The following is a 19,220-nucleotide window of genomic DNA, read 5'->3' as shown; positions in this document are numbered from 1 at the left end:
CGGATAGCAAAAGGCCCCGCCATCATTGGCGGGGCCTTTTCGTTACCACAAACTGGGACAACTTACGCGGTCGGGATCAGGGTGATGGTCACCCGGCGGTTCTGAGCCTTGCCAGCGGCAGTGCTGTTGGTGGCAACCGGCTGATCCGGGCCCACACCCTGGGTGGAGATACGGCTACCCGTTACCCCATGGCCGATCAGCTGGGCGGCTACGGCATCGGCACGCTGGGCGGAGAGCTTCATGTTCAGATCGCGAGAGCCTGTGCTGTCGGTGTGACCGACCACATTCAGGCGGGTCTTGTCGAACTCGGCAACCACCATGGCAACGCCGGACAGGGTATTGGCACCGGCCGCTTTCAGCTGGGCGCTGGAGCTATCGAAAGTGACGTTGTTCGGCATATTGAGGATCAGCTCGTCGCCATTGCGGGTCACGCTGACGCCAGTGCCCTGCAGCTTCTCGCGCAGCTTGGCTTCCTGCACATCCATGTAGTAACCGATACCGCCACCCAGGGCGGCGCCGGCGGCCACGCCAGTCAGAATACCCTTCTTGCGATCCCCCTTGCTGGAGGAGAGCGCCCCCACGGCGGCGCCCGTCGCGGCGCCGGCCAGCGCACCCCAGGCGGCCTTGCCAGTCTGCTGTTCGCCAGTATAGGGATTGGTAGTACAGCCACTCAGGGCAACGGTCAGTGCCAGGGCTGGCACCAGTATCTTGGCTCGCATGAAAAAACCTCTATGAATACAGTCCGGCACCATGCCGGGGGCCGGATTGTAACGCGCCATCACGCCATTGTCTGACGCAGGTCTGAACGGCTGGCGAGAGTGAGCATTTTTTGCGCGCCAGCGGCGCTTGGCGGGCCAAATTCGGCTACAAATACAGCCGAATTTGTCACAAGGAAGAGGGTGGCCGACAGCCCCCGGCCATTCGGCGTGACCGATAGCCTATTGGCGGGAGTCTGGCACGGTCGATAAGCGGCCTCAGGCGGGCTGCTGACACTCGGCGTGGCAGGGGCAGCTGACCAGATGATCATTCACCATCCCCACTGCCTGCATGAAGGCGTAGCAAATCGTGCTGCCGACGAAGTTGAAGCCGAGCTTCTTGAGCGCCTTGGACATGGCATCCGACTCCTTTGATGTGGCCGGAATATCGCCGTTGCCCTGCCGCTGGTTGACCATGGGGGCGCCGCCGACAAAGGCCCACAGGTAATCGGCGAAGTCGATCCCCTGCTCTTGCAACGCCAGATAGGCACGGGCGTTTTTGATGATCGACTGCACCTTGAGGCGGTTGCGGATGATGCCGGTGTCCTGCATCAGCCGCTCCACATCCTGCTCGTCGAATCGGGCGATCAGCACGGGATCAAAATCCGCATAGGCGCGGTAGTAGCTGTCGGTGCGCTTCAAGATGGTGATCCACGACAGCCCAGCCTGCTGGCCATCGAGGCAGAGCTTGGCAAACAGCTCGCGGGCGTCATAAACCGGCCGGCCCCACTGCTTGTCATGGTATTCAATATATTCCGGGTCCTTTGTCACCCAGGCGCAGCGCAATTCCATTCTTCGTCTCCTGTTATTTTTCTCTGCCCGACTCTCTGTCCGACAAGGGGATTTCATCGGCCACATGAGGGGGCTTCCATCCCGGACCAACCAGGCCCGGCGCAGCCCCGCCCCATGAACCCCCTACAATTTCGCCTATTATCCGACCATGCCAGACGGTATACTCCTTCGGTTCACATTCAGCAAATCTTGCTCTGATTTCACTTCGCGCGAAAAACACTATGCAAAAATTCGATGTCAAAACCTTTCAGGGCCTGATCCTGCAGCTGCAGGACTATTGGTCCCGCCAGGGCTGTACCATTATTCAGCCGCTGGACATGGAAGTGGGTGCCGGTACTTCACACCCCATGACCTGTCTGCGCGCTCTGGGCCCGGAGCCCATCGCCTGCGCTTACGTGCAACCGTCCCGCCGTCCGACCGACGGCCGCTACGGTGAGAACCCGAACCGCCTGCAGCACTACTACCAGTTCCAGGTGATCATCAAGCCTTCCCCCGACAACATTCAGGAACTCTACCTCGGCTCGCTGAAAGAGCTGGGCATGGATCCTGAAATCCACGACATCCGCTTCGTGGAAGACAACTGGGAAAACCCGACGCTGGGTGCCTGGGGTCTGGGCTGGGAAGTGTGGCTCAACGGCATGGAAGTGACTCAGTTTACCTACTTCCAGCAAGTTGGCGGCCTGGAGTGCAAGCCGGTGACCGGCGAGATCACCTATGGTCTCGAGCGTCTGGCCATGTACATCCAGGGCGTGGACAGCGTCTATGACCTGGTCTGGTCCGATGGCCCGCTGGGCAAGACCACCTACGGCGATGTCTTCCACCAGAACGAAGTGGAGCAGTCCACCTACAACTTCGAACACGCCGACGTGGACTTCCTGTTCCACTGCTTCGAGCAGTACGAGAAGGAAGCCCAGCACCTGCTGGCACTGGAAACGCCGCTGCCGCTGCCCGCTTACGAGCGCATTCTGAAAGCTGCCCACTCCTTCAACCTGCTGGATGCCCGCAAGGCCATCTCGGTCACCGAGCGTCAGCGCTACATATTGCGCATTCGCACCCTGACCAAGGCCGTGGCCGAGGCGTACTACGCCTCCCGCGAAGCGCTGGGTTTCCCCATGTGCAAGCGCACTGAGAACAAGCAAGGTTAAGGAACGGACATGGCACAACATACATTTCTGGTAGAGATCGGCACAGCTGAGCTGCCGCCAAAAGCCCTGCGCTCCCTGGCCGAAGCCTTTGCCGACAACTTCAAAGCCGAGCTGACCAAGGCCGACCTGGCCTTCGGCGACGTCGAGTGGTTTGCCTCACCGCGCCGCCTGGCGCTGAAGGTACACGCGCTGGCCAGCGAGCAGCCGAGCAAGAGCGTCGAGAAACGCGGCCCGGCCGTCTCCCAGGCGTTCGATGCCGAAGGCAAGCCGACCAAGGCTGCCGAAGGCTGGGCCCGTGGCAACGGCATCACAGTTGCTCAAGCCGAGCGTCTGGTCACCGACAAGGGTGAGTGGCTGGTTCACACCGCCAAGGTCGAAGGCCGTCCGGCCAAAGATCTGCTGGGCGAACTGGTTAGCCAAGCATTGGCCAAGCTGCCCATCCCCAAGATGATGCGCTGGGGCGACAAGACCATCCAGTTCGTGCGTCCGGTGTTCACCGTGACCCTGCTGCTGGATGGGGATCTGGTTCCCGCTCACATTCTGGGTATCGACTCTGCCCGCACCATTCGCGGTCACCGCTTTATGGGCGAGCCCGAGTTCACCATCGACAACGCCAGCCAGTACCCGCAGATCCTGCTGGAAAAAGGCAAAGTGGTTGCCGACTTTATGGCGCGCAAGGCCAAGATCAAGGCTGACGCCGAAGCGGCCGCTGCCGCCTTCGGTGGCGTTGCCGATCTGGACGATGCCCTGCTGGAAGAGGTCACCGCCCTGGTCGAGTGGCCTGTGGTGCTGACCGCCAACTTTGAAGAGAAGTTCCTGGCCGTGCCGGCTGAAGCGCTGGTGCACACCATGAAGGGTGACCAGAAGTACTTCCCGGTCTACGACAAGAACGGCAAGCTGCTGCCGAAGTTCATCTTCGTCACCAACATAGAGTCGAAAGACCCGAGCCAGATCATCAGCGGCAACGAGAAGGTGGTTCGCCCCCGTCTGTCTGACGCCGAGTTCTTCTTCAAGACCGACCTCAAGCAGACTCTGGCCTCCCGCCTGCCGCGCCTTGAAACCGTGCTGTTCCAGCAACAGCTCGGCACAGTCAAGGCCAAGGTCGAGCGCATCGAGACCGTCGCCGGCTTCATCGCCGAGCGTATCGGTGCCAACGTGGCTCAGGCCAAGCGTGCCGGTCTGCTCTCCAAGTGTGATCTGATGACCAACATGGTCGGCGAGTTCGCCAGCACCCAGGGTGTCATGGGGATGCACTACGCCCGTCACGATGGCGAAGACGAAGTGGTGGCCGTGGCCCTCAACGAGCAGTACATGCCGCGCTTCGCCGGTGATGCCCTGCCGTCCGCTCTGGAAGCCTGCGCCGTTGCGCTGGCCGACAAGCTCGACACCCTGGCCGGTATCTTCGGCATCGGCATGCTGCCCAAAGGCGATAAAGACCCCTTCGCCCTGCGCCGCGCCGCCATCGGTGCCCTGCGCATCATGACCGAGAAGCAGCTGGATCTGGATCTGGTTGAACTGGTTGAAGAAGCGGTACGCGTCTACGGCGACAAGCTGACCAACAAAACCGTCGTCACCGACGTGGTCGACTTTATGCTGGGCCGCTTCCGCGCCGCCTATCAGGACGAAGGCATAGGTGCCGATGTGGTGCTGGCCGTACTGGCCCGCCGCCCGACCCGTCCGCTGGACTTCGATCGCCGCGTCAAGGCCGTCAGCCACTTCCGCAGCCTGGATGCCGCACTGGCACTGGCTGCTGCCAACAAGCGCGTCAGCAACATTCTGGCCAAGGTCGAAGGCGAACTGCCAACTGCCGTCAAACCGGAACTGCTGAGCGATGCTGCCGAGAAGGCGCTGGCCACCCAGGTTGCTGAACTGCAAGCCGAACTGGCGCCGCTGTTCGCTGCCGGTGACTATCAGGCCGCCCTCACCCGTCTGGCCGCCCTGCGCGAGCCGGTCGACACCTTCTTCAACGAAGTGATGGTGATGGCAGACGACGAGGCCCTCAAGGCCAACCGTCTGGCGCTGCTGAACAACCTGCGTAACCTGTTCCTGCAAGTCGCGGATATCTCCCTGCTGCAGTGATCTTGGTTGAGTAAGTGATATAAAAAACGGCGCCGCGAGGCGCCGCTTTTTATTATCAATACCGGGAAGCAAGTTCCTCACAAAAAGGCACCAGTGGCGCCTCTCAATTAAATATTTAACTCTGGAGTGTATTAACTACTGCAAATACCTGATTTAGCTAGTTGCACGCTTTCCTTGGAAACTACACGCTTACCTTCACTTTCGGAAACCGCTTCAAGGTTGGCACCACCAACAAAAACGCCCATCTTGATATATTGACGGAAGAAGTAGTTTTTCCCAGGCTCAGGGATAATAGAAATCTTGTTATCGGAGAACTCGGATTCGGTGGAAATATCGTGTTTTTTTCCGCCGGTAACTTGCTTATAGAGGAAAGTGCGATCGGCAGTCTCACCCAGACATGCGGAGTCGACATAAACATCTTTCTTCAGTGCCTTCCCAACAAAGCTGTCTCGGTAGATATAAAGACCCGCCATATTATTTTCCGGCACTGGGAATGCCTTGAGTTTGGCATTTTCCTGAGCATTTTCCATTGGAACACTGGCGCAGCCAGCGAGCAGAAAGGCTCCCAGCACAGATGAAACCAGTGCCAGTTTTTTTAAAATCATGAAGGATTCTCCGTACAAAATTCAGCCTGAAAGTTATTTTTAATTATCAAGAAATGCTATCCCTGACGGCCAAGGATTTGACCATACGAGTCTTCATCTCACCAGTGGCATTTCAAATTTAAGTCTCTGAAATAATCACGATGTGACACACATCAAACTGGAGTATGGAAAATTGCACAACATCCGAAACAACAGGTGATTAGAACTACAAGCGGTACTGGCATAGTTCACACCAGCGGTGTCATGCCATCTAATGATGCGTGAGTTATAGATCTTTATATAAGGCTATTTTAGGCAAACTAGAATAGCCCTGACGTTCGATTGGCGAAGTGCAATCGAACTTACTTCTACCTCAACGCGGCGACAATCTTTTCCACGCTCTGGGCTACCGACAGGGTGGCGCTATCCAGTATCAGCCGCTCCCTGTCCCAGGGTTCATAGTCACGGTCGAGCACCGCCTGCCAGTCCGGCAACGCAAACCCCGCAATATCGGCCGTCCTGCTCTCGACACGTTCGCGGTGCAGGCTCGGATTGGTGCAGACGACCTCGATATCGAGACAGGGCACCCCGACCGAGAGGGCGATGTCGTGGTAAGCATCCCGGGTGATCTGTATGGGGTTAACGGAATCCGTGATGACGGTCGAGCCGAGTTTCAGGTTCTCTCTGGCCAGCTCATAGGCAACGAAATACCCGGCGGGCCCCATCTCTTCACCCGTCCGTTCAGCGTCACGAATGGCCTGCTCTATGGTATCAATGCGCAGATAGACAGCTCCCAATCGCAGGGCCAAGGCACGCGCAATCGTGCTCTTTCCGCTGCCCGGCAAACCACTGAAGATGATCAGCATCGTGTTCCCTTGTGATGAAAAGGCTTGCCGGCATTTTCCCCGCGATGGAGGCCCTGAGTCCAGCGCCGGTGTGCCGGCACGCTCGCCCGAGCATCACGACACAAAGCTGACCAACACTGGGACACCCACCTAGTTCCAGCCTTTGATAACTTACTCCCCCCCATGTCCTGCCGAGCCTGATCGCACCAGTCGCGCCGAGCCGTGACCGGGCGTAACATAGCTGGCCCACTCGTCACTTTTTCAGGCACGGTTCACCCCCGAAAAATCTGAATCGGCGACGGCCGTGGGCTAGGATGATGAAAACAACCTCCTGTTAATAGCCGCTGACCATCAGGGAAATTCATGCTGCAGAGACCCAGCTTCTGCCTCTTCTTTTCTGCCATGCTGCTCCTGCTGCACGGCTCATTGGTAGTGGGCGCACCGACCAAAGGCACCATCACCCTGGTGAGCTCGCTGGATACCAAAGAGTCCATGTACGGCCGCTGGCTGAAGCTGATTTATCAGGATGCCTTTGCACGCCTTGGCTACGACTTCATCTATGCCGGTTACCCGGGCGGGCGAGCCCCCCACATGGCCGAAAGTGGCGAGGTCGATGGCGAGATACATCGTGCCACCGAATATCAACTGCAAACCCGCCACCTGCTGAAAGTCCCCGAATCCCACTTCACCCTCTCCTATGAGGCGTATGCCGCCATTCCGGGTATTCAGCTCAAGGGGTGGAGCAGCCTGCTCGGCACCTCTTATCGGGTAGAGTACCGCCGCGGGGCCAAGTTGCCAGAGTTGGCACTGTCCAGGGTGGTGGCGCCCGCCCAGCTGTTTGATATCAGCACTGTGGATCAAGGAATGGGCAAACTGCTCAAGGGGCGCAGCGATCTCTATATTGAGCAAACCATGGTAGCCAGACAGGCCATAGCCGCGCTGATCATCAGGTCTGAAGCCGGCACCAGGATCTACTCCGCAGGCATCATGGATACCCTTGACTCATATGTTTATCTGCACGAGAGACATAAAAACCTGGTGGCCCAGCTGGCGCTCGTTATCCGCCAGATGAAACAGGAAGGCGCCATAGCCCGTTATCAACAACAAGCACTACAAGAGAGCACACCCTGGCAACCGGCCTGGCCTCTTTCCGGCGGATAGCGTTTAGTGTTCAATGGCAGCAAATTCACCTGTTGGCAGACCGTTTTCCGGGCGCCATCCAGGCTTGTTATCATTTGAGGCTGGATATAGGCTTGATATCGCGCTCCGGCTCACCAGTCCCCCTGTATGAGGAAAGCATGGACATACCTTCTGCTCCCCCCCAACTATCGTGCCAGCAGTGCCAGGAAAGCGGGGATCTCGGCTTTGATTTCACCATGGCCTTTCAACCCATAGTCCGCTGTCGTACCCGTACCATATTTGGCTATGAAGCGCTGGTCAGGGGGATCAATAACGAACCCGCCCACTCAGTGATTTCACGGGTCAACGATGACAATCGCTACCGCTTTGATCAGCTTTGCCGGATCAAAGCCATTGCACTGGCGGCCAAACTCAAGATGCAGGGAATGCTGAGCATCAATTTCCTGCCCAATGCGGTTTATCGTCCGGAGCGCTGCATCCGCACCACCTTGCAAGCCGCGCGGGAGCACCAGTTTCCCATCGAGCAGATCATGTTCGAGTTCACCGAAGTGGAGCGCGTGGCGGATAACCAGCATATTCGCCACATAGTGGATCACTACCAGGCACTCGGTTTCAAGACGGCGATGGATGACTTTGGCGCCGGATATTCCAGTCTCAATCTGCTGGCAGATTTTCTGCCAGACATCATCAAGCTGGATATGCATCTGTTGAGGGGGATCGATAAAGACAAGGTCCGCCAGGCCATTGTGCGTCACTGTCTCGCCCTCTTTGAGGAGTTGAACATCACCCCCCTGGCGGAAGGGATCGAAACCCGGGATGAAATGGCATGTCTGCAGGAGATGGGGATAGACCTGATGCAAGGTTATCTGTTTGCCAAACCCGGTTTCGAAATACTGCCCCCCGTGGACTTCGATGCCCTTCTGTAAAGCGGGAGAGGTGAGCCAGGCAATCGGCCCCACTATCGATCATCATAATCCACCCCATCGCTCACCTTACCCGGGAGCATGATGGCGAGCAGCGTGACCCGTCTGTGGGGATGCCGCTGCTAGCGGCATTGTCATCCATTTATCAAGGAGAGAGACATGATGCAACGCAAGACCCTGGCCCTGCTGCTGGCGACTCATCTGCTGATCGGGGGATTGGGGTTTGCAGCCGGCATCTATACCCTTCCCATACTGATCGCGCCACCTGCACCGAGCAGTGACGCGATAGCGGCCAGCCAGCAGCAGGCCAGTTTCAGCGGCACCTTTCGCCGGGATCTGAAAGACAGCGACCGGCTGCACTGGGGGGAAGGCAAGGTGAGCATTGGGCCCGATGCCATCAGCCTGATGGGCAAGCTGGCACCTGGGCCCGATTACCAGCTCTATCTATCACCGGAATTTGTCGAAACCGAGGCGGATTTTTCCCGCCTGAAAGCGCAGATGGTGCACGTGGGGCCGGTCAAAACCTTCGACAACTTTATCGTGCCACTGCCCGCCAGCATCGATCCAGCCCGCTACAGCAGCGTGATCGTCTGGTGTGAAACCTTCGGCCAATTCATCACCGCAGCCCGCTATCGCTGAGTTCGACGTCAGATGGCCCCCAGCAGGCTGGTTTTCATCATCAAAAAAGGCGCCAAAGGGCGCCGTTTTTCTTGTTGCAGCCCCCCCCTCACACTAACTCGGTGGGAAGTGGCCACCAATGCTGATCACCTTGACCTGTTGCAGGGTGCCATTGATGGTAAAGGCGACCCTGTGCTCCTGACTGAGCCGGATCGTGTAGACCCCCTTGTTGTTGCCGCTCAGCTGCTCGTAGTGCATATCGCCGACCTTGCCGGCGGCACTCTTGGGATCCGAGCCGCGCTCGATCTCCCGCCGCCATTCGTGATACTTGCTCATGGCCGACGGGGTCACAGCAACATGCTTGTCCTTGTTGTAGAGGATCCGGGGTTGAGAATCATCGATAGTCCATGCCATAGCCATCTCCATAGTCAGGCTCCAAAGAGAACCAAACTATAGTCCAAACCAGCTGAATGGCAGATTACAGTGGCACGACCCCGAACTGCTGTTGCAGCAACCGCTGGCCTCGGGCGGTCAGGATCAGCTCACGACTGCCCAGTCCTCGCACCAGCCACCCCTTGTCCAAAAGATGGACAAGCAGCCGGGCTCCCAGCTCGCCTCCCAGATGCATGCGCCTCTCGCTCCAGTCGAGACAGTGGCACGCAAAGTGGCGCTTGCCACTCGGCTGGCAATCGACCCCAAGCTGCGCGAAATGGTGCTCCCCCTCAGGAGTCAGGGCATAACTGCTGGCGTCCAGCCAACCCCGGGCAATCAGGCTGTCATGGAGTCTCACCCCCAGCTCGCCCGCCAGATGGTCATAACAGGTGCGGGCAAAGCGCAGTCGTTCCGGGGTCTTGCTACGAAGTGAACCTTGCTCTACCAGCCCCATCAACTGCTCCACCACCCTCGCCACCTCATGATTCGCGATGCGGTAGTAGCGATACTTGCCCTGCCGGACACAGGCCGTCAGCCCCTGCTGCTGGAGCATGGCAAGATGACTGCTGGCAGTGGATGCCGACACCTCGGCCACAGTGCTCAGCTCGGTGGCCGTCCAGGCACGGCCATCCATCAGGGCGCACAGCATGCGGGCGCGACTACTGTCGGCAATGGCGGCCGCCACCTGTGCCAGACCTTGTTCAAGGGTGTCCTGTTCGCTCATATCGCTACGCTCTGCTCGTCGTTGCTATTGCCACTCGGCCGTGACAGTGCGGGCCTTGTCGATATCATCCGTCACCAGTATCAGCTGGTTGGCATGGTCACTGTACAGGATGATGATGTTGACCGATGCATCCCCCAAGGCGCTGCAAATGGCGCCAAGCTGACCCGGCACTTCCTGTTTCAGACGGCGCACCAGCACTTCACGCACCGCAACTACCGCCAAACCAGCCTGCTCTGCAGCCTGGGCCGCCCTGGCACCATTCTCAACCAGAAAATGGGCATGACCTGCGCCACCCGCAGTAAACATGCCACCCCCTTCCAGGCTGACGCCTGTACGTCCCATCAAGAGACCAAACTGCCCCAGCGAGCCCGGGTTATCGGGCAACATCACGTGAATATCGTACATCCTTGCCTCTCCTTTGCGATAAGAATCAGCAGATTAAGGGGGATGCAGCGGCAACGCTTCGATGGCGAGCGAAGTGTGCCCTTGTTGGGCGCATGGGCAGGATGCAAAGGAAGACTGGGGACTGGCCTTATACCAAAACAGCGCCCGAAGGCGCCGTTTTGTTGATCCCCCCACAAGTGCAGGTGGGACTGGCCAGGCTTGATCAGCCGGTATAGACAGGCAGCAGACCCGCCATATTGAGCAGGTGGAAGAGGGCGGTCAGCACACCGAACAGCACAACCCCTACTATCATCGGCAGGCCGCCCGGCGCGCGGAAGCCATCGCCTTTACCGCCTTGCTCGCTCTTGCCGGCGCGCACCTTCCAGGCCAGCAGGGCCGGTATGATGCAGGTCCAGAGGGTCGCCACGGCGCCTGCGTAGCCGATGGCCATCAGGAAGCCGAACGGAAACAGCAGGGAGAGCAGCAGTGGTGGCAGGAAGGTCACGCCCCATGACTTGGCGCGGCCCTTGGGACTGTTGTCGAACTTGAACAGATCCGCCAGATAGTCGAACACACCCAGACCCACACCAATAAAGGAGGAGAGGATGGCGGCCATGGAGAAGAGGTTGAGGGCACTGGAGACGGCCTCCGACTCTATCACCGAAGCCAAGGCCTTGAGCAGCACGTCGACGTTGCCGCCCTGCGCCACCACGGGCCCGAACTCGCTGCGCGGCAAGTTGCCGAACACGCTCACCAGCCAGATGAGGTAGAAGAGCAGCGCTATGGCGGTACCACCGAGAATGGCGTAACGGGCGCGGCGCTCCTCACCGTAATAGGCGCGCATGGAGGAGACAGAGTGGTGATAACCGAACGAGGTCAGTGCCACCGGCAGCATGGCAAGTGCATAGGGTGCATAGCTGGCGTGCTCGCTCAGGGTATCGAACAACAGGGTCGGCTTGATGTTGAGGGAGAGACCCGAGATGCCGAACACGAAGCTCAGCCCCATGGCGATGACCAGCACGACCGAGATGCGATCCACAGCACGGGTTGAATGCCATACCAGCAGCGAGAAGCAGAGGGTGAACAGTATGGAGGCCCACTGGCTGCCAATGCCGGTCATGCCGTCTATGATGAGACCGGCCGAGGTGATGTAGGCGTAAAGCAGTATGCCACCGACGAAGTAGACGGTGATGTTGTTGAGGGCGTTGACCTTCTCTCCCAGCAACTCCCGGGTCACGGTATCGAACGACACGCGCAGCGGATAGCCCTGATAGGACTCCAGCAGCATCCAGCCGGAGACCGTCATCACTATCATGGTCAGGGTAATGGCAAGGATGGACCAGATGGTCCAGGCGCCCGCCCCGGCACTCGGCAAACCCAGCATGCCAGCCCCCACACAGACGCCGGCAATGATGCATGCCCCGCCCACCAAAGATGGTTTCTGTCCCATTTACTTCTCCAAAGACGATTGTGGATCTGATCGCGACCGCGGACCGTTGCATTTGCTACGCCGGTTGTCATGGTAGATCGCGCTCATCTTGCTGCCGGCGCCCAGTGCTTGCTGCTTCGAAAGCGAAGCAAGGTGTGACCAGGGCTAGCTGCCGGCACGACATGGCAGCAGGGCCATCATGTCGGGGAAGGGACTTTACCCTGCTACCCCTCAGGTATCAAATGCGGATGCATCCTCAGACAGCCCGGCGCCCCTCAGAGGAGCACCTGCCACTGACTCATCGGTGCTCAATGAGCCAGTTGGGGCAGCAGTTGCAGCAGCTGGACGCGATCCGCCAGCGGTGTCTGGCTGACCCAGATATCCAGCAGGCCGTAGCAGAGCAGCGGCAGTATCAACAACAGCAGGCAGAGCATACCCAGCAGCCAGCGAGGAGTGAGCCGGCTCGTTTTGCTGCCAAGGTGCAGCGCATCGGCGCTTTTGGGGCAGGCGGCGACACAGCTCATGCAGCTGCTGCACTCCAGACTGTGCACCGCAATGAGCTGGTGCACCTGGATGCGGGAAGGGCAGGCCCGGCTGCACTTGTCGCAGTCATGGCCAGCACTGCGCAGGCAGCGGGCCGGGTCACGGCGAATGCGCAGCGGTGTCAGCAGGCCCAGCAGGGCGAGCCAGGCGCCGTAGGGGCAGAGATAGCGGCAGAAGCCCTGTCGGAACGCGACAGTGAGCAACAACACCCAGCCCAGACAGAGGCCGGAAATGAGGTTCAAATTGAAGAAGAAGGCGCCCATCTTCATGTCCGCGGCCTGATGGTAGGGGCTGGCGAGATAACCGGGCAGGGCGGCAGCGGGCACCGCCAGCAGAATGATGAAGAGCAAAAAGCCGAGTATCAGGAATTTCTGGGAACGCAGCACGGCATCGAGCCAGCTCGGCGGCGTCCACTCCCCCGCCATCAATCGACTGCGCAGACGATGCAGCCACTCACCCACCAGCCCGATCGGGCAGAACCAGGCGCAGAAGGCCCGCCCCAGCAGCAGGGCCGACAGGCAGAGCACCAGCACTGTGATAGTGGCCGCCGGATGATGGGGATCCACTATGCCCTGACTGAGCCAGGCCCGCAGCCCGAGCCCGCCGGCGATGGGCAGGAAACCGTCCACCACGTCCGGGCGCATCAGCCAGGGAGGTATCCCCTGCCCCAGCTGCCAGATATGAAGGCCATACTGCACAGTCACCAACCCCCAGCAGAGCAGCAGCAGATGACGGGTCCACTCCCGCAGCGGCTGGCTGTTGATCTCGCTTGGCATCGGTAGCGGCTTGTAGCGATGAAACAGGCTGAGGGTACCAACCACCAGCCCCAGTGCGAGCCAGAGGGTGAGGTCCGCCGCCACCAGCCAGCCGACGAGCAGCAAGCCGATGGAGAGGCGCCATGACCAGCCGGGCCCGGCCTGCCATTGCAACAGGACCAGATAGACCAGGCCACAGGCCAGGGTCACGGCTTCGAACACACTCATTCTTCCCCCACAGCACTCATTCGACTCAGGGGCACAGAATAACCAACATCTGAGTTGATTATTTTGATCTGCATGAGCAGAGGGGGCCATTCACCCGGATTGGCCCCCACCCGTTCTCACCCTTTGCGGCTGTTGAACAGGGGCTGATCGGATTCTGCCTGCTCGGCCCAGAAGTGGATGTTGAAGCGGGCATCCTCCGACAGCTCGACCCTGTGCCAGTACCGGGGCGGGCTGGTGGCAAACTCCCCGGCCCGGATCACCAGGCTGACTTCGGGCTCCTCGGCCTGCTCGTCGGCAAAGCCGTGATAGGTGACGGTTCCCTCCATCACGCAGAGCTGGCCGAACACCCCGGCCGCCGTATTGTGGTGGCTGAGCAGGGCCTGGGGCACATTCTCGCGGGTGAAGAAGGGGGTGGAACGACGCACCACCCAGTGAGACGGAATAAGTTGCATGGACATATCAATTCTCCTCAAGTAGCCGGGTCAACCCGGCCTGACGTTATCAATGAATCAACGGGGCAACTGGCGCAGCAGCGGGAAGGCGGCACCCATCTGATCACCTCCCACCACAAAGCCGCAAAGCTCGCCATCCTCGCCGTGTGCCTGGGCCACCATGCCCTGGCTGTTCCAGCGGCACTGCCAGGTGAGATCCACGCCCTTGGTGCGGCCCGCCAGCTGCAAGGGATAACGCGGCGTCTTCACCTTCACCAGCATGGGCGGCAGGGTCAGTGGGGTCGGCGTGCCAAGCAGGGTGCGCGCCAGCGCATTGGCCCCCAGCACGATTGGTTGCAGGAAGGGGAGCAGCTGTCCCCGCCACTGGGCGCAATCACCCAGTGCGAAGATATGGGGATCGCTGGTCTGCAAGCTGTCGTCGACCAGGATGCCGCGCTCGACCGCGAGCCCGGCGGCTTGTGCCAGTACCAGATTCGGCTTCAGGCCGATGGCGGCGATCACCAGATCCTGCTCGCTGGTGCGGCCATCGGTCAGGGTCACCCGCCAGCCGTCGCCGGGCTGGGCATCTATCCTAGCGATGCCCAGCCCGAACTGCAGGCTGACCCCCTGGCTGCGCAGTGCCTGCTGCAGTGGCTGACTCAGCACTGCCGGCAACAGGGCGCTGAGCGGGCTGTCGGCCAGATCCACCAGAGTGACCTCGCGACCATCGCTCGCCATGTCCATCGCCAGCTCGCAGCCAATCAGTCCTGCCCCCAGCACCATGATGCGGCGGGCCTGCTGGATTAGCCCCTCGGCAGCGGCGTACTCCTGCTGGCTGTTGAGGGTCACCAGCTGCTCACTGCCAGGCAGGTCGGGGCGGGCCGCACTGGCGCCGGTGGCCAGCACCAGCTGACCATAGGCAAACTCCCTCTGCCCGGTCATCACAATACGACGAGCGGGATCGATGCCAAGCACGGGACAATGGGGCACCAACGCGATGCGCTGCTGCTCGGCAAAGTCGCTGCCGCTCAGCCGGGTCATGGCCGCTGCGGTACAACCTCGGCTCACCACGTGGCTGAGATCCGGCTTGTTGTACTCGTCGCCGCTGTCGGCTGTGATGAGACGAATGGGCTGCTCGGCATCCAGCTTGCGCAGGCTTTTGACCAGTTGCTGGGCAGCGAAGCCGCTGCCGATCACCAATATCTCCCGGCTGACACCGGCCTCACTCAGAGTCGCAGCCTTCATACACAGGCCTCCACCGCGCAGGGCTCGAATACCTCCTTGCCGATGCCGCAGCCGGGGCAGAGGAAGCTGTCTGGGACTCGGGCCCAGGGGGTACCCGGAGCCACCAGCTGATCCGGCTCACCGAGGGCCGGGTCATAGATCCACTGGCAGACGGTGCAGAGCATGGGCTGGTCATCGTCCTGCTCGCAGGTGATCGGGGCCACGCCGCGAGATACCGGGAGCTCCATCGCACCAGAAAAAGCGGGGACACCCACCTCAACCACACCAGCAGAAGCTGGGACACTCATCTCAACCACAACTCCTGCCTCAACTACCGGAGCCGCTGCGGCGCTAGTTGTGGTGATCGGACGGGGCGCCTCGAGCGGGTGCAGTGCCCACTGGCGGGCGAGCTGGCGACCATGCTCGCGGCACAGGGCCAGCGCCGATCCGTCGGGGCGCCACTTGGCCTTGAGGGAGATGCTGATGTCGAAACCCGCATCCATCAGCCGGGTCTGGATCCGGTCAACGGCACCGCCGGTCCAGCCGTAGCTGCCGAAGGCCGAAGCCCGCTTGTTGCGAAAGCGCAGGCCGGCGATCTCTTCGAGCATGCCCGCCACCTTGGGCATCATGACGTTGTTCATGGTGGAAGAGCCCACCAGCACCCCCTTGGAGCGGAACACCTGGGTCAGGATTTCGTTCTTGTCATGGCGCGCCACGTTGTAGATCTTCACCGCCACCCCGGGGTCCACCTCGTGGATGCCCTGGGCGATGGCATCGGCCATCATGCGGGTATTATTGGACATGGAGTCGTAGAAGAGGGTGATGCGATCCTCCTGGTAGTGGTCGGCCCACTCCAGGTATTTCAGGATGATCTGGGTGGGATCGTCACGCCAGACGATGCCGTGGGAGGTAGCCACCATGCTCACCGGCAGGTTAAAGCCCAACACTTCCTTGATCTTGGCGGTCACCAGCGGGCTGAAGGGGGTGAGTATGTTGGCGTAGTAGCGCTGGCACTGCTCCATCAGCTCAACCTGATCCACCTCATCGTTAAACAGGTGCTCGTCGCAGTAGTGCTGACCGAAGGCGTCATTGGAGAAGAGCACAGCATCCTCCGTCATGTAGGTCATCATACTGTCGGGCCAGTGCAGCATGGGGGTCTCGATAAACACCAGTTGCTTGCCGTTGCCGATATCCAGGTTGTCGCCGGTTTTCACCGGGTGGAAATTCCACTCTGGATGATGATGGTGACCCGTGATGGAGTCGATGGCGTTGTGGGTGCAGTAGATGGGGGTACCCGGGATGCGGGCCATCAGCTCGGTCAGAGCACCGGCATGATCCTCCTCGGCGTGGTTGATCACGATAACGTCGATGGAGGCGAGATCGATCTCGGCCGCCAGATTCTGCACGAACTCGCGGCTGAACTTGTGATCGACCGTATCGATCAGCACATTCTTGCCTTCGCGGATGAGATAGCTGTTGTAGCTGGTGCCCTTGTGGGTCTTGTACTCGGTGCCGTGAAAGTCGCGCACCTCCCAGTCCCGTTGGCCGACCCAGTGAATGTTGTTTTTGACGTGAATGGTCATCAAGTTGTTCCTCAGAATGCAATAGCGAATGTGCGACTGAACGGACTATTGCAGTTGACGTGCCAACTCATAACTCATTGTTTTTATAGAAAATGTATTTCAGTCATTGTCATTTAGACAACTACCACTCATAGTCAAAAACACAAAGACACTGTCATTTGGACAATTCTCGTGATTTCAACCGACAGCCTGGCGCGCATCGCCCTCGACCTGCAACTCGGCATCTCCCATCAGGACAGGTTCCACCGCCTGATCCAGAGCGTGCGCAGCCTGCTGCACTCGGACGCCTCGGCCCTGCTGCGCTACGAGGGGGGCCAGTTCATACCGCTGGCCATCGACGGCCTGATGCAGGACGTGCTGGGCCGCCGCTTCGCACTGGCGGACCATCCGCGCATGGAGGCCATCGCCCGTGCCGGTGACGTGGTGCGCTTCCCCGCCGACAGCAACCTGCCCGACCCCTATGACGGCCTGATCCCGGATCACGACGACTTCAAGGTGCACGCCTGTGTCGGCCTGCCACTGTTTTCGGATCAGACGCTCATCGGCGCCCTGACCATAGATGGCATGAACCCGACCCAGTTCGACGGCATCAGCGACGAAGAGCTGCGACTGGTGGGCGCCCTTGCCGCCGCCGCCCTCAGCAACGCCCTGTTGCTGGAACGGCTCGCCCGCCAGAGCAGCGAACCCCTCGCCCCCTCCACCCAGAATGGGCCGGGCCAGCCCGAGATGATTGGCCGCTCCCCGGCCATGGACCGGTTGCGCCACGAGATAAACGTGGTGGCGAGCTCCGAGCTGAACGTGCTGATCCTGGGGGAGACGGGAGTCGGCAAGGAGCTGATCGCCAAGGCGGTGCATCAGGGCTCACCCCGTGCCAGCGCGCCACTGGTCTATCTCAACTGCGCCGCCCTGCCGGAATCGGTGGCGGAGAGCGAGCTGTTCGGCCACGTGAAGGGGGCTTTCACCGGCGCCATTCACAACCGGGCGGGCAAGTTCGAGCTGGCCGACAAGGGCACCCTGTTCCTGGACGAGATCGGCGAGCTCTCCCTGTCGCTGCAGGCCAAGCTGCTGCGGGTGCTGCAGTACGGCGATCTGCAGCGCATCGGTGACGACACTCCCCTCAAGGTGAACGTACGCATCCTGGCCGCCACCAACCGGGATCTGAAACAGGCGGTGGTCGAGGGGCAATTTCGAAGCGATCTCTACCACCGCCTGAGCGTCTTCCCGATCCACGCCCCCGCCCTGCGGGAGCGGCCGGACGACATCCCCCTGCTGGCCGGTTATTTTTGCGAACGCTGCCGGGTCAGCCTGGGGCTGGAGCGGCTGCGCATCGAGCCCAGGGCGCTGCAACTGCTCGGCAGCTATGACTGGCCGGGCAACGTGCGGGAGCTGGAGCACGCCATCCACAGAGCCGCCGTGCTGGCGCGGGCCGAGCAGGGCAGTCAGGCCCCGGCACTGGATTGCCACCACTTCAACCTTGCCACCGGCAGCGCCCCCTCATCCAGCCGCATTCCTGTGGAACAGGCAGCGCAGCAGATGACGGCCGGCATTGGACTGCGCACGGCCACCGATGCCTTCCAGCTCCGGCTGATCGAGCAGACCCTGGCGGCCCAGCAGGGCAACTGGGCCGCCACTGCCCGGGCGCTTGAGCTGGACGGCGGCAACCTGCACCGGCTCGCCAGACGGCTCGGCCTCAAGGCCTGATGCAATGACTTAACCCCCACAAACAAAAACCCCCTCGGTGACGAGGGGGTTTTTCGTGGTGCCGGTGCCATGACCGGGGCCGCAGCATGATCCATCGGCGGCGGACTCAGTCGCGGGCACGGCGCAGGTGGTAGTCGACGTGATAGTCGTTGGCGTTGCGAAACATGATGGAGTAGTTGAGAAATTCCCCGTTCTCGCCATAAGAGAGCGAGGTCAACCGCAGGATGGGCGCCCCCTGCTCGATATGCAGCAGCTCGGCCATCTGCCGGTCGGCCAGCACAGCGCTGAAACTCTCGTAGTTGCCGGCGATGGGGAGCTGGCACTCGTTCTCGATATAGGCAAACTTGGAGCCCTCCAGATGGGCCACCGACAGGGTGCGAAACAGCCGCACCGGCATGTAGCTCTCCTCCACCAGCAGGGCCCGACCATCCACAGAACGCACCCGGCTGGAGTAGTAGACGGGCTCGTTTACCTTGACCCTGAGCTGGCTGGCAATCGCCGGTGGGGCCGGCATGGTACGAAACTCCAGCACCTTGCTGGTGAGCAGACGACCCTGATCGCGCATCAGCTCGGTAAAGCCGCTCAGCCCCTTGGTCTCATGCTGAACATCCTTCTTGGTCACATAGGTGCCGCTGCCGTGGCGCCGCGCCACCAGCCCCCATTCGATCAGCATGTCTACCGCCTTGCGCACCGTCATGCGCGACACGCCGAACTGGCTCGCCAGCATCTTCTCGCTCGGCAATACGTCTCCCACCCGGCAATCCGCGCCATTGACCCGGATACGCAGCCGATCTGCCACCGATTTATAGATCACTGCTAGACCTCTCCCGGCCTGTACCTCCGGCCCCCTCATTCAGGGGCTCCAGGCTCAACCAATTGAAAATAAACAATTTTAAATTCAAATA

General features: G+C 60.4%; 19 protein-coding genes. 6 read left to right on the top strand and 13 right to left on the bottom strand.

The features are described 5' to 3' along the window. Positions 1–62: 62 nt before the first annotated feature. The gene (locus AC1P02_RS05470) at positions 63–719 is read right to left on the bottom strand and encodes an OmpA family lipoprotein (RefSeq protein ID WP_058395853.1); all 657 of its coding nucleotides are present in this window, start codon (positions 717–719) and stop codon (positions 63–65) included. Between the two features lie 255 nt (positions 720–974). Then, a complete protein-coding gene (locus AC1P02_RS05465; protein WP_021140657.1) occupies positions 975–1,547 on the bottom strand; it encodes a DNA-3-methyladenine glycosylase I in 573 nt (190 codons plus the stop codon). Between the two features lie 221 nt (positions 1,548–1,768). Between AC1P02_RS05465 and glyQ the strand changes: the two genes are divergently transcribed. Both glyQ and glyS read left to right on the top strand, forming a co-directional pair. Next, positions 1,769–2,692: a glycine--tRNA ligase subunit alpha gene (glyQ, locus tag AC1P02_RS05460; RefSeq protein ID WP_005320598.1), complete on the top strand. Its 924-nt coding sequence runs from the start codon at positions 1,769–1,771 to the stop codon at positions 2,690–2,692. 9 nt (positions 2,693–2,701) lie between these two features. Further along, a complete protein-coding gene (gene glyS, locus AC1P02_RS05455; protein ID WP_485184425.1) occupies positions 2,702–4,771 on the top strand; it encodes a glycine--tRNA ligase subunit beta in 2,070 nt (689 codons plus the stop codon). A gap of 131 nt (positions 4,772–4,902) precedes the next feature. Here the strand turns inward: glyS and AC1P02_RS05450 are convergent, their stop codons facing one another. Together AC1P02_RS05450 and AC1P02_RS05445 are read right to left on the bottom strand one after the other, a co-directional pair. Next, entirely contained in the window at positions 4,903–5,376 is a 474-nt protein-coding gene (locus AC1P02_RS05450) for a DUF2846 domain-containing protein (protein ID WP_309265876.1), read from the bottom strand. Between the two features lie 347 nt (positions 5,377–5,723). Then, a complete protein-coding gene (locus AC1P02_RS05445; RefSeq protein ID WP_485184423.1) occupies positions 5,724–6,221 on the bottom strand; it encodes a P-loop nucleotide/nucleoside kinase family protein in 498 nt (165 codons plus the stop codon). Positions 6,222–6,563: 342 nt separating this feature from the next. Here AC1P02_RS05445 and AC1P02_RS05440 point away from each other — a divergent pair, with 342 nt between their 5' ends. The 3 genes from AC1P02_RS05440 (at position 6,564) to AC1P02_RS05430 (ending at position 8,902) form a co-directional block, all read left to right on the top strand. Continuing rightward, entirely contained in the window at positions 6,564–7,361 is a 798-nt protein-coding gene (locus AC1P02_RS05440) for a hypothetical protein (RefSeq protein WP_485184421.1), read from the top strand. A 215-nt stretch (positions 7,362–7,576) separates the two neighbouring features. Then, a complete protein-coding gene (locus AC1P02_RS05435; RefSeq protein WP_485184419.1) occupies positions 7,577–8,266 on the top strand; it encodes an EAL domain-containing protein in 690 nt (229 codons plus the stop codon). A 159-nt stretch (positions 8,267–8,425) separates the two neighbouring features. Further along, on the top strand, positions 8,426–8,902 hold the full coding sequence (locus AC1P02_RS05430; RefSeq protein ID WP_282790774.1) for a DM13 domain-containing protein: 477 nt from the start codon (positions 8,426–8,428) through the stop codon (positions 8,900–8,902). A gap of 93 nt (positions 8,903–8,995) precedes the next feature. Here the strand turns inward: AC1P02_RS05430 and AC1P02_RS05425 are convergent, their stop codons facing one another. From AC1P02_RS05425 to norV, 8 genes are all read right to left on the bottom strand, one after another. Next, positions 8,996–9,295 carry a toxin gene (locus tag AC1P02_RS05425; RefSeq protein WP_021139539.1) on the bottom strand — a complete coding sequence of 100 codons (300 nt, stop codon included), beginning with the start codon at positions 9,293–9,295 and terminating at the stop codon, positions 8,996–8,998. A gap of 64 nt (positions 9,296–9,359) precedes the next feature. Then, positions 9,360–10,037, bottom strand: coding sequence for an ArsR/SmtB family transcription factor (locus AC1P02_RS05420; RefSeq protein ID WP_485184417.1), 678 nt, complete (start codon positions 10,035–10,037; stop codon positions 9,360–9,362). A 24-nt stretch (positions 10,038–10,061) separates the two neighbouring features. After that, positions 10,062–10,442: an amino acid-binding protein gene (locus AC1P02_RS05415; protein ID WP_096117904.1), complete on the bottom strand. Its 381-nt coding sequence runs from the start codon at positions 10,440–10,442 to the stop codon at positions 10,062–10,064. A 202-nt stretch (positions 10,443–10,644) separates the two neighbouring features. Beyond that, complete coding sequence (locus AC1P02_RS05410) at positions 10,645–11,871, bottom strand: aromatic amino acid transporter (protein ID WP_485184414.1); 1,227 nt, start codon at positions 11,869–11,871, stop codon at positions 10,645–10,647. A 287-nt stretch (positions 11,872–12,158) separates the two neighbouring features. Beyond that, complete coding sequence (locus tag AC1P02_RS05405; RefSeq protein WP_485184412.1) at positions 12,159–13,376, bottom strand: 4Fe-4S binding protein; 1,218 nt, start codon at positions 13,374–13,376, stop codon at positions 12,159–12,161. A 116-nt stretch (positions 13,377–13,492) separates the two neighbouring features. Continuing rightward, positions 13,493–13,834: a TehB family protein gene (locus AC1P02_RS05400; protein ID WP_059169306.1), complete on the bottom strand. Its 342-nt coding sequence runs from the start codon at positions 13,832–13,834 to the stop codon at positions 13,493–13,495. A 51-nt stretch (positions 13,835–13,885) separates the two neighbouring features. Next, positions 13,886–15,052, bottom strand: a complete 1,167-nt coding sequence (gene norW, locus AC1P02_RS05395; RefSeq protein ID WP_485184410.1) for an NADH:flavorubredoxin reductase NorW — start codon at positions 15,050–15,052, stop codon at positions 13,886–13,888. Beyond that, positions 15,049–16,614, bottom strand: a complete 1,566-nt coding sequence (norV, locus tag AC1P02_RS05390; RefSeq protein ID WP_485184408.1) for an anaerobic nitric oxide reductase flavorubredoxin — start codon at positions 16,612–16,614, stop codon at positions 15,049–15,051. The genes norW and norV overlap by 4 nt, the downstream gene beginning before the upstream one ends. A gap of 171 nt (positions 16,615–16,785) precedes the next feature. Here norV and norR point away from each other — a divergent pair, with 171 nt between their 5' ends. Then, a complete protein-coding gene (norR, locus tag AC1P02_RS05385; RefSeq protein WP_485184406.1) occupies positions 16,786–18,315 on the top strand; it encodes a nitric oxide reductase transcriptional regulator NorR in 1,530 nt (509 codons plus the stop codon). 106 nt (positions 18,316–18,421) lie between these two features. On the opposite strand, the gene AC1P02_RS05380 is transcribed toward norR, so the two are convergent. Further along, on the bottom strand, positions 18,422–19,129 hold the full coding sequence (locus AC1P02_RS05380; protein WP_219614817.1) for a GntR family transcriptional regulator: 708 nt from the start codon (positions 19,127–19,129) through the stop codon (positions 18,422–18,424). Between the last annotated feature and the right edge of the window lie 91 nt (positions 19,130–19,220).

The organism is Aeromonas sp. TS_SC_11 (assembly GCF_057318915.1).
Note: the sequence above shows the minus strand (reverse complement) of the source record. Positions and strands in the feature narration are given on the sequence as shown.

What these genes read in the sequence shown, in the direction of transcription:
- AC1P02_RS05470 (WP_058395853.1), bottom strand. Translation starts at nt 719, where the DNA reads ATGCGAGCCAAGATACTGGTGCCAGCCCTGGCACTGACCGTTGCCCTG.
- AC1P02_RS05465 (WP_021140657.1), bottom strand. Translation starts at nt 1,547, where the DNA reads ATGGAATTGCGCTGCGCCTGGGTGACAAAGGACCCGGAATATATTGAA.
- glyQ (WP_005320598.1), top strand. Translation starts at nt 1,769, where the DNA reads ATGCAAAAATTCGATGTCAAAACCTTTCAGGGCCTGATCCTGCAGCTG.
- glyS (WP_485184425.1), top strand. Translation starts at nt 2,702, where the DNA reads ATGGCACAACATACATTTCTGGTAGAGATCGGCACAGCTGAGCTGCCG.
- AC1P02_RS05450 (WP_309265876.1), bottom strand. Translation starts at nt 5,376, where the DNA reads ATGATTTTAAAAAAACTGGCACTGGTTTCATCTGTGCTGGGAGCCTTT.
- AC1P02_RS05445 (WP_485184423.1), bottom strand. Translation starts at nt 6,221, where the DNA reads ATGCTGATCATCTTCAGTGGTTTGCCGGGCAGCGGAAAGAGCACGATT.
- AC1P02_RS05440 (WP_485184421.1), top strand. Translation starts at nt 6,564, where the DNA reads ATGCTGCAGAGACCCAGCTTCTGCCTCTTCTTTTCTGCCATGCTGCTC.
- AC1P02_RS05435 (WP_485184419.1), top strand. Translation starts at nt 7,577, where the DNA reads ATGGCCTTTCAACCCATAGTCCGCTGTCGTACCCGTACCATATTTGGC.
- AC1P02_RS05430 (WP_282790774.1), top strand. Translation starts at nt 8,426, where the DNA reads ATGCAACGCAAGACCCTGGCCCTGCTGCTGGCGACTCATCTGCTGATC.
- AC1P02_RS05425 (WP_021139539.1), bottom strand. Translation starts at nt 9,295, where the DNA reads ATGGCATGGACTATCGATGATTCTCAACCCCGGATCCTCTACAACAAG.
- AC1P02_RS05420 (WP_485184417.1), bottom strand. Translation starts at nt 10,037, where the DNA reads ATGAGCGAACAGGACACCCTTGAACAAGGTCTGGCACAGGTGGCGGCC.
- AC1P02_RS05415 (WP_096117904.1), bottom strand. Translation starts at nt 10,442, where the DNA reads ATGTACGATATTCACGTGATGTTGCCCGATAACCCGGGCTCGCTGGGG.
- AC1P02_RS05410 (WP_485184414.1), bottom strand. Translation starts at nt 11,871, where the DNA reads ATGGGACAGAAACCATCTTTGGTGGGCGGGGCATGCATCATTGCCGGC.
- AC1P02_RS05405 (WP_485184412.1), bottom strand. Translation starts at nt 13,376, where the DNA reads ATGAGTGTGTTCGAAGCCGTGACCCTGGCCTGTGGCCTGGTCTATCTG.
- AC1P02_RS05400 (WP_059169306.1), bottom strand. Translation starts at nt 13,834, where the DNA reads ATGTCCATGCAACTTATTCCGTCTCACTGGGTGGTGCGTCGTTCCACC.
- norW (WP_485184410.1), bottom strand. Translation starts at nt 15,052, where the DNA reads ATGAAGGCTGCGACTCTGAGTGAGGCCGGTGTCAGCCGGGAGATATTG.
- norV (WP_485184408.1), bottom strand. Translation starts at nt 16,614, where the DNA reads ATGACCATTCACGTCAAAAACAACATTCACTGGGTCGGCCAACGGGAC.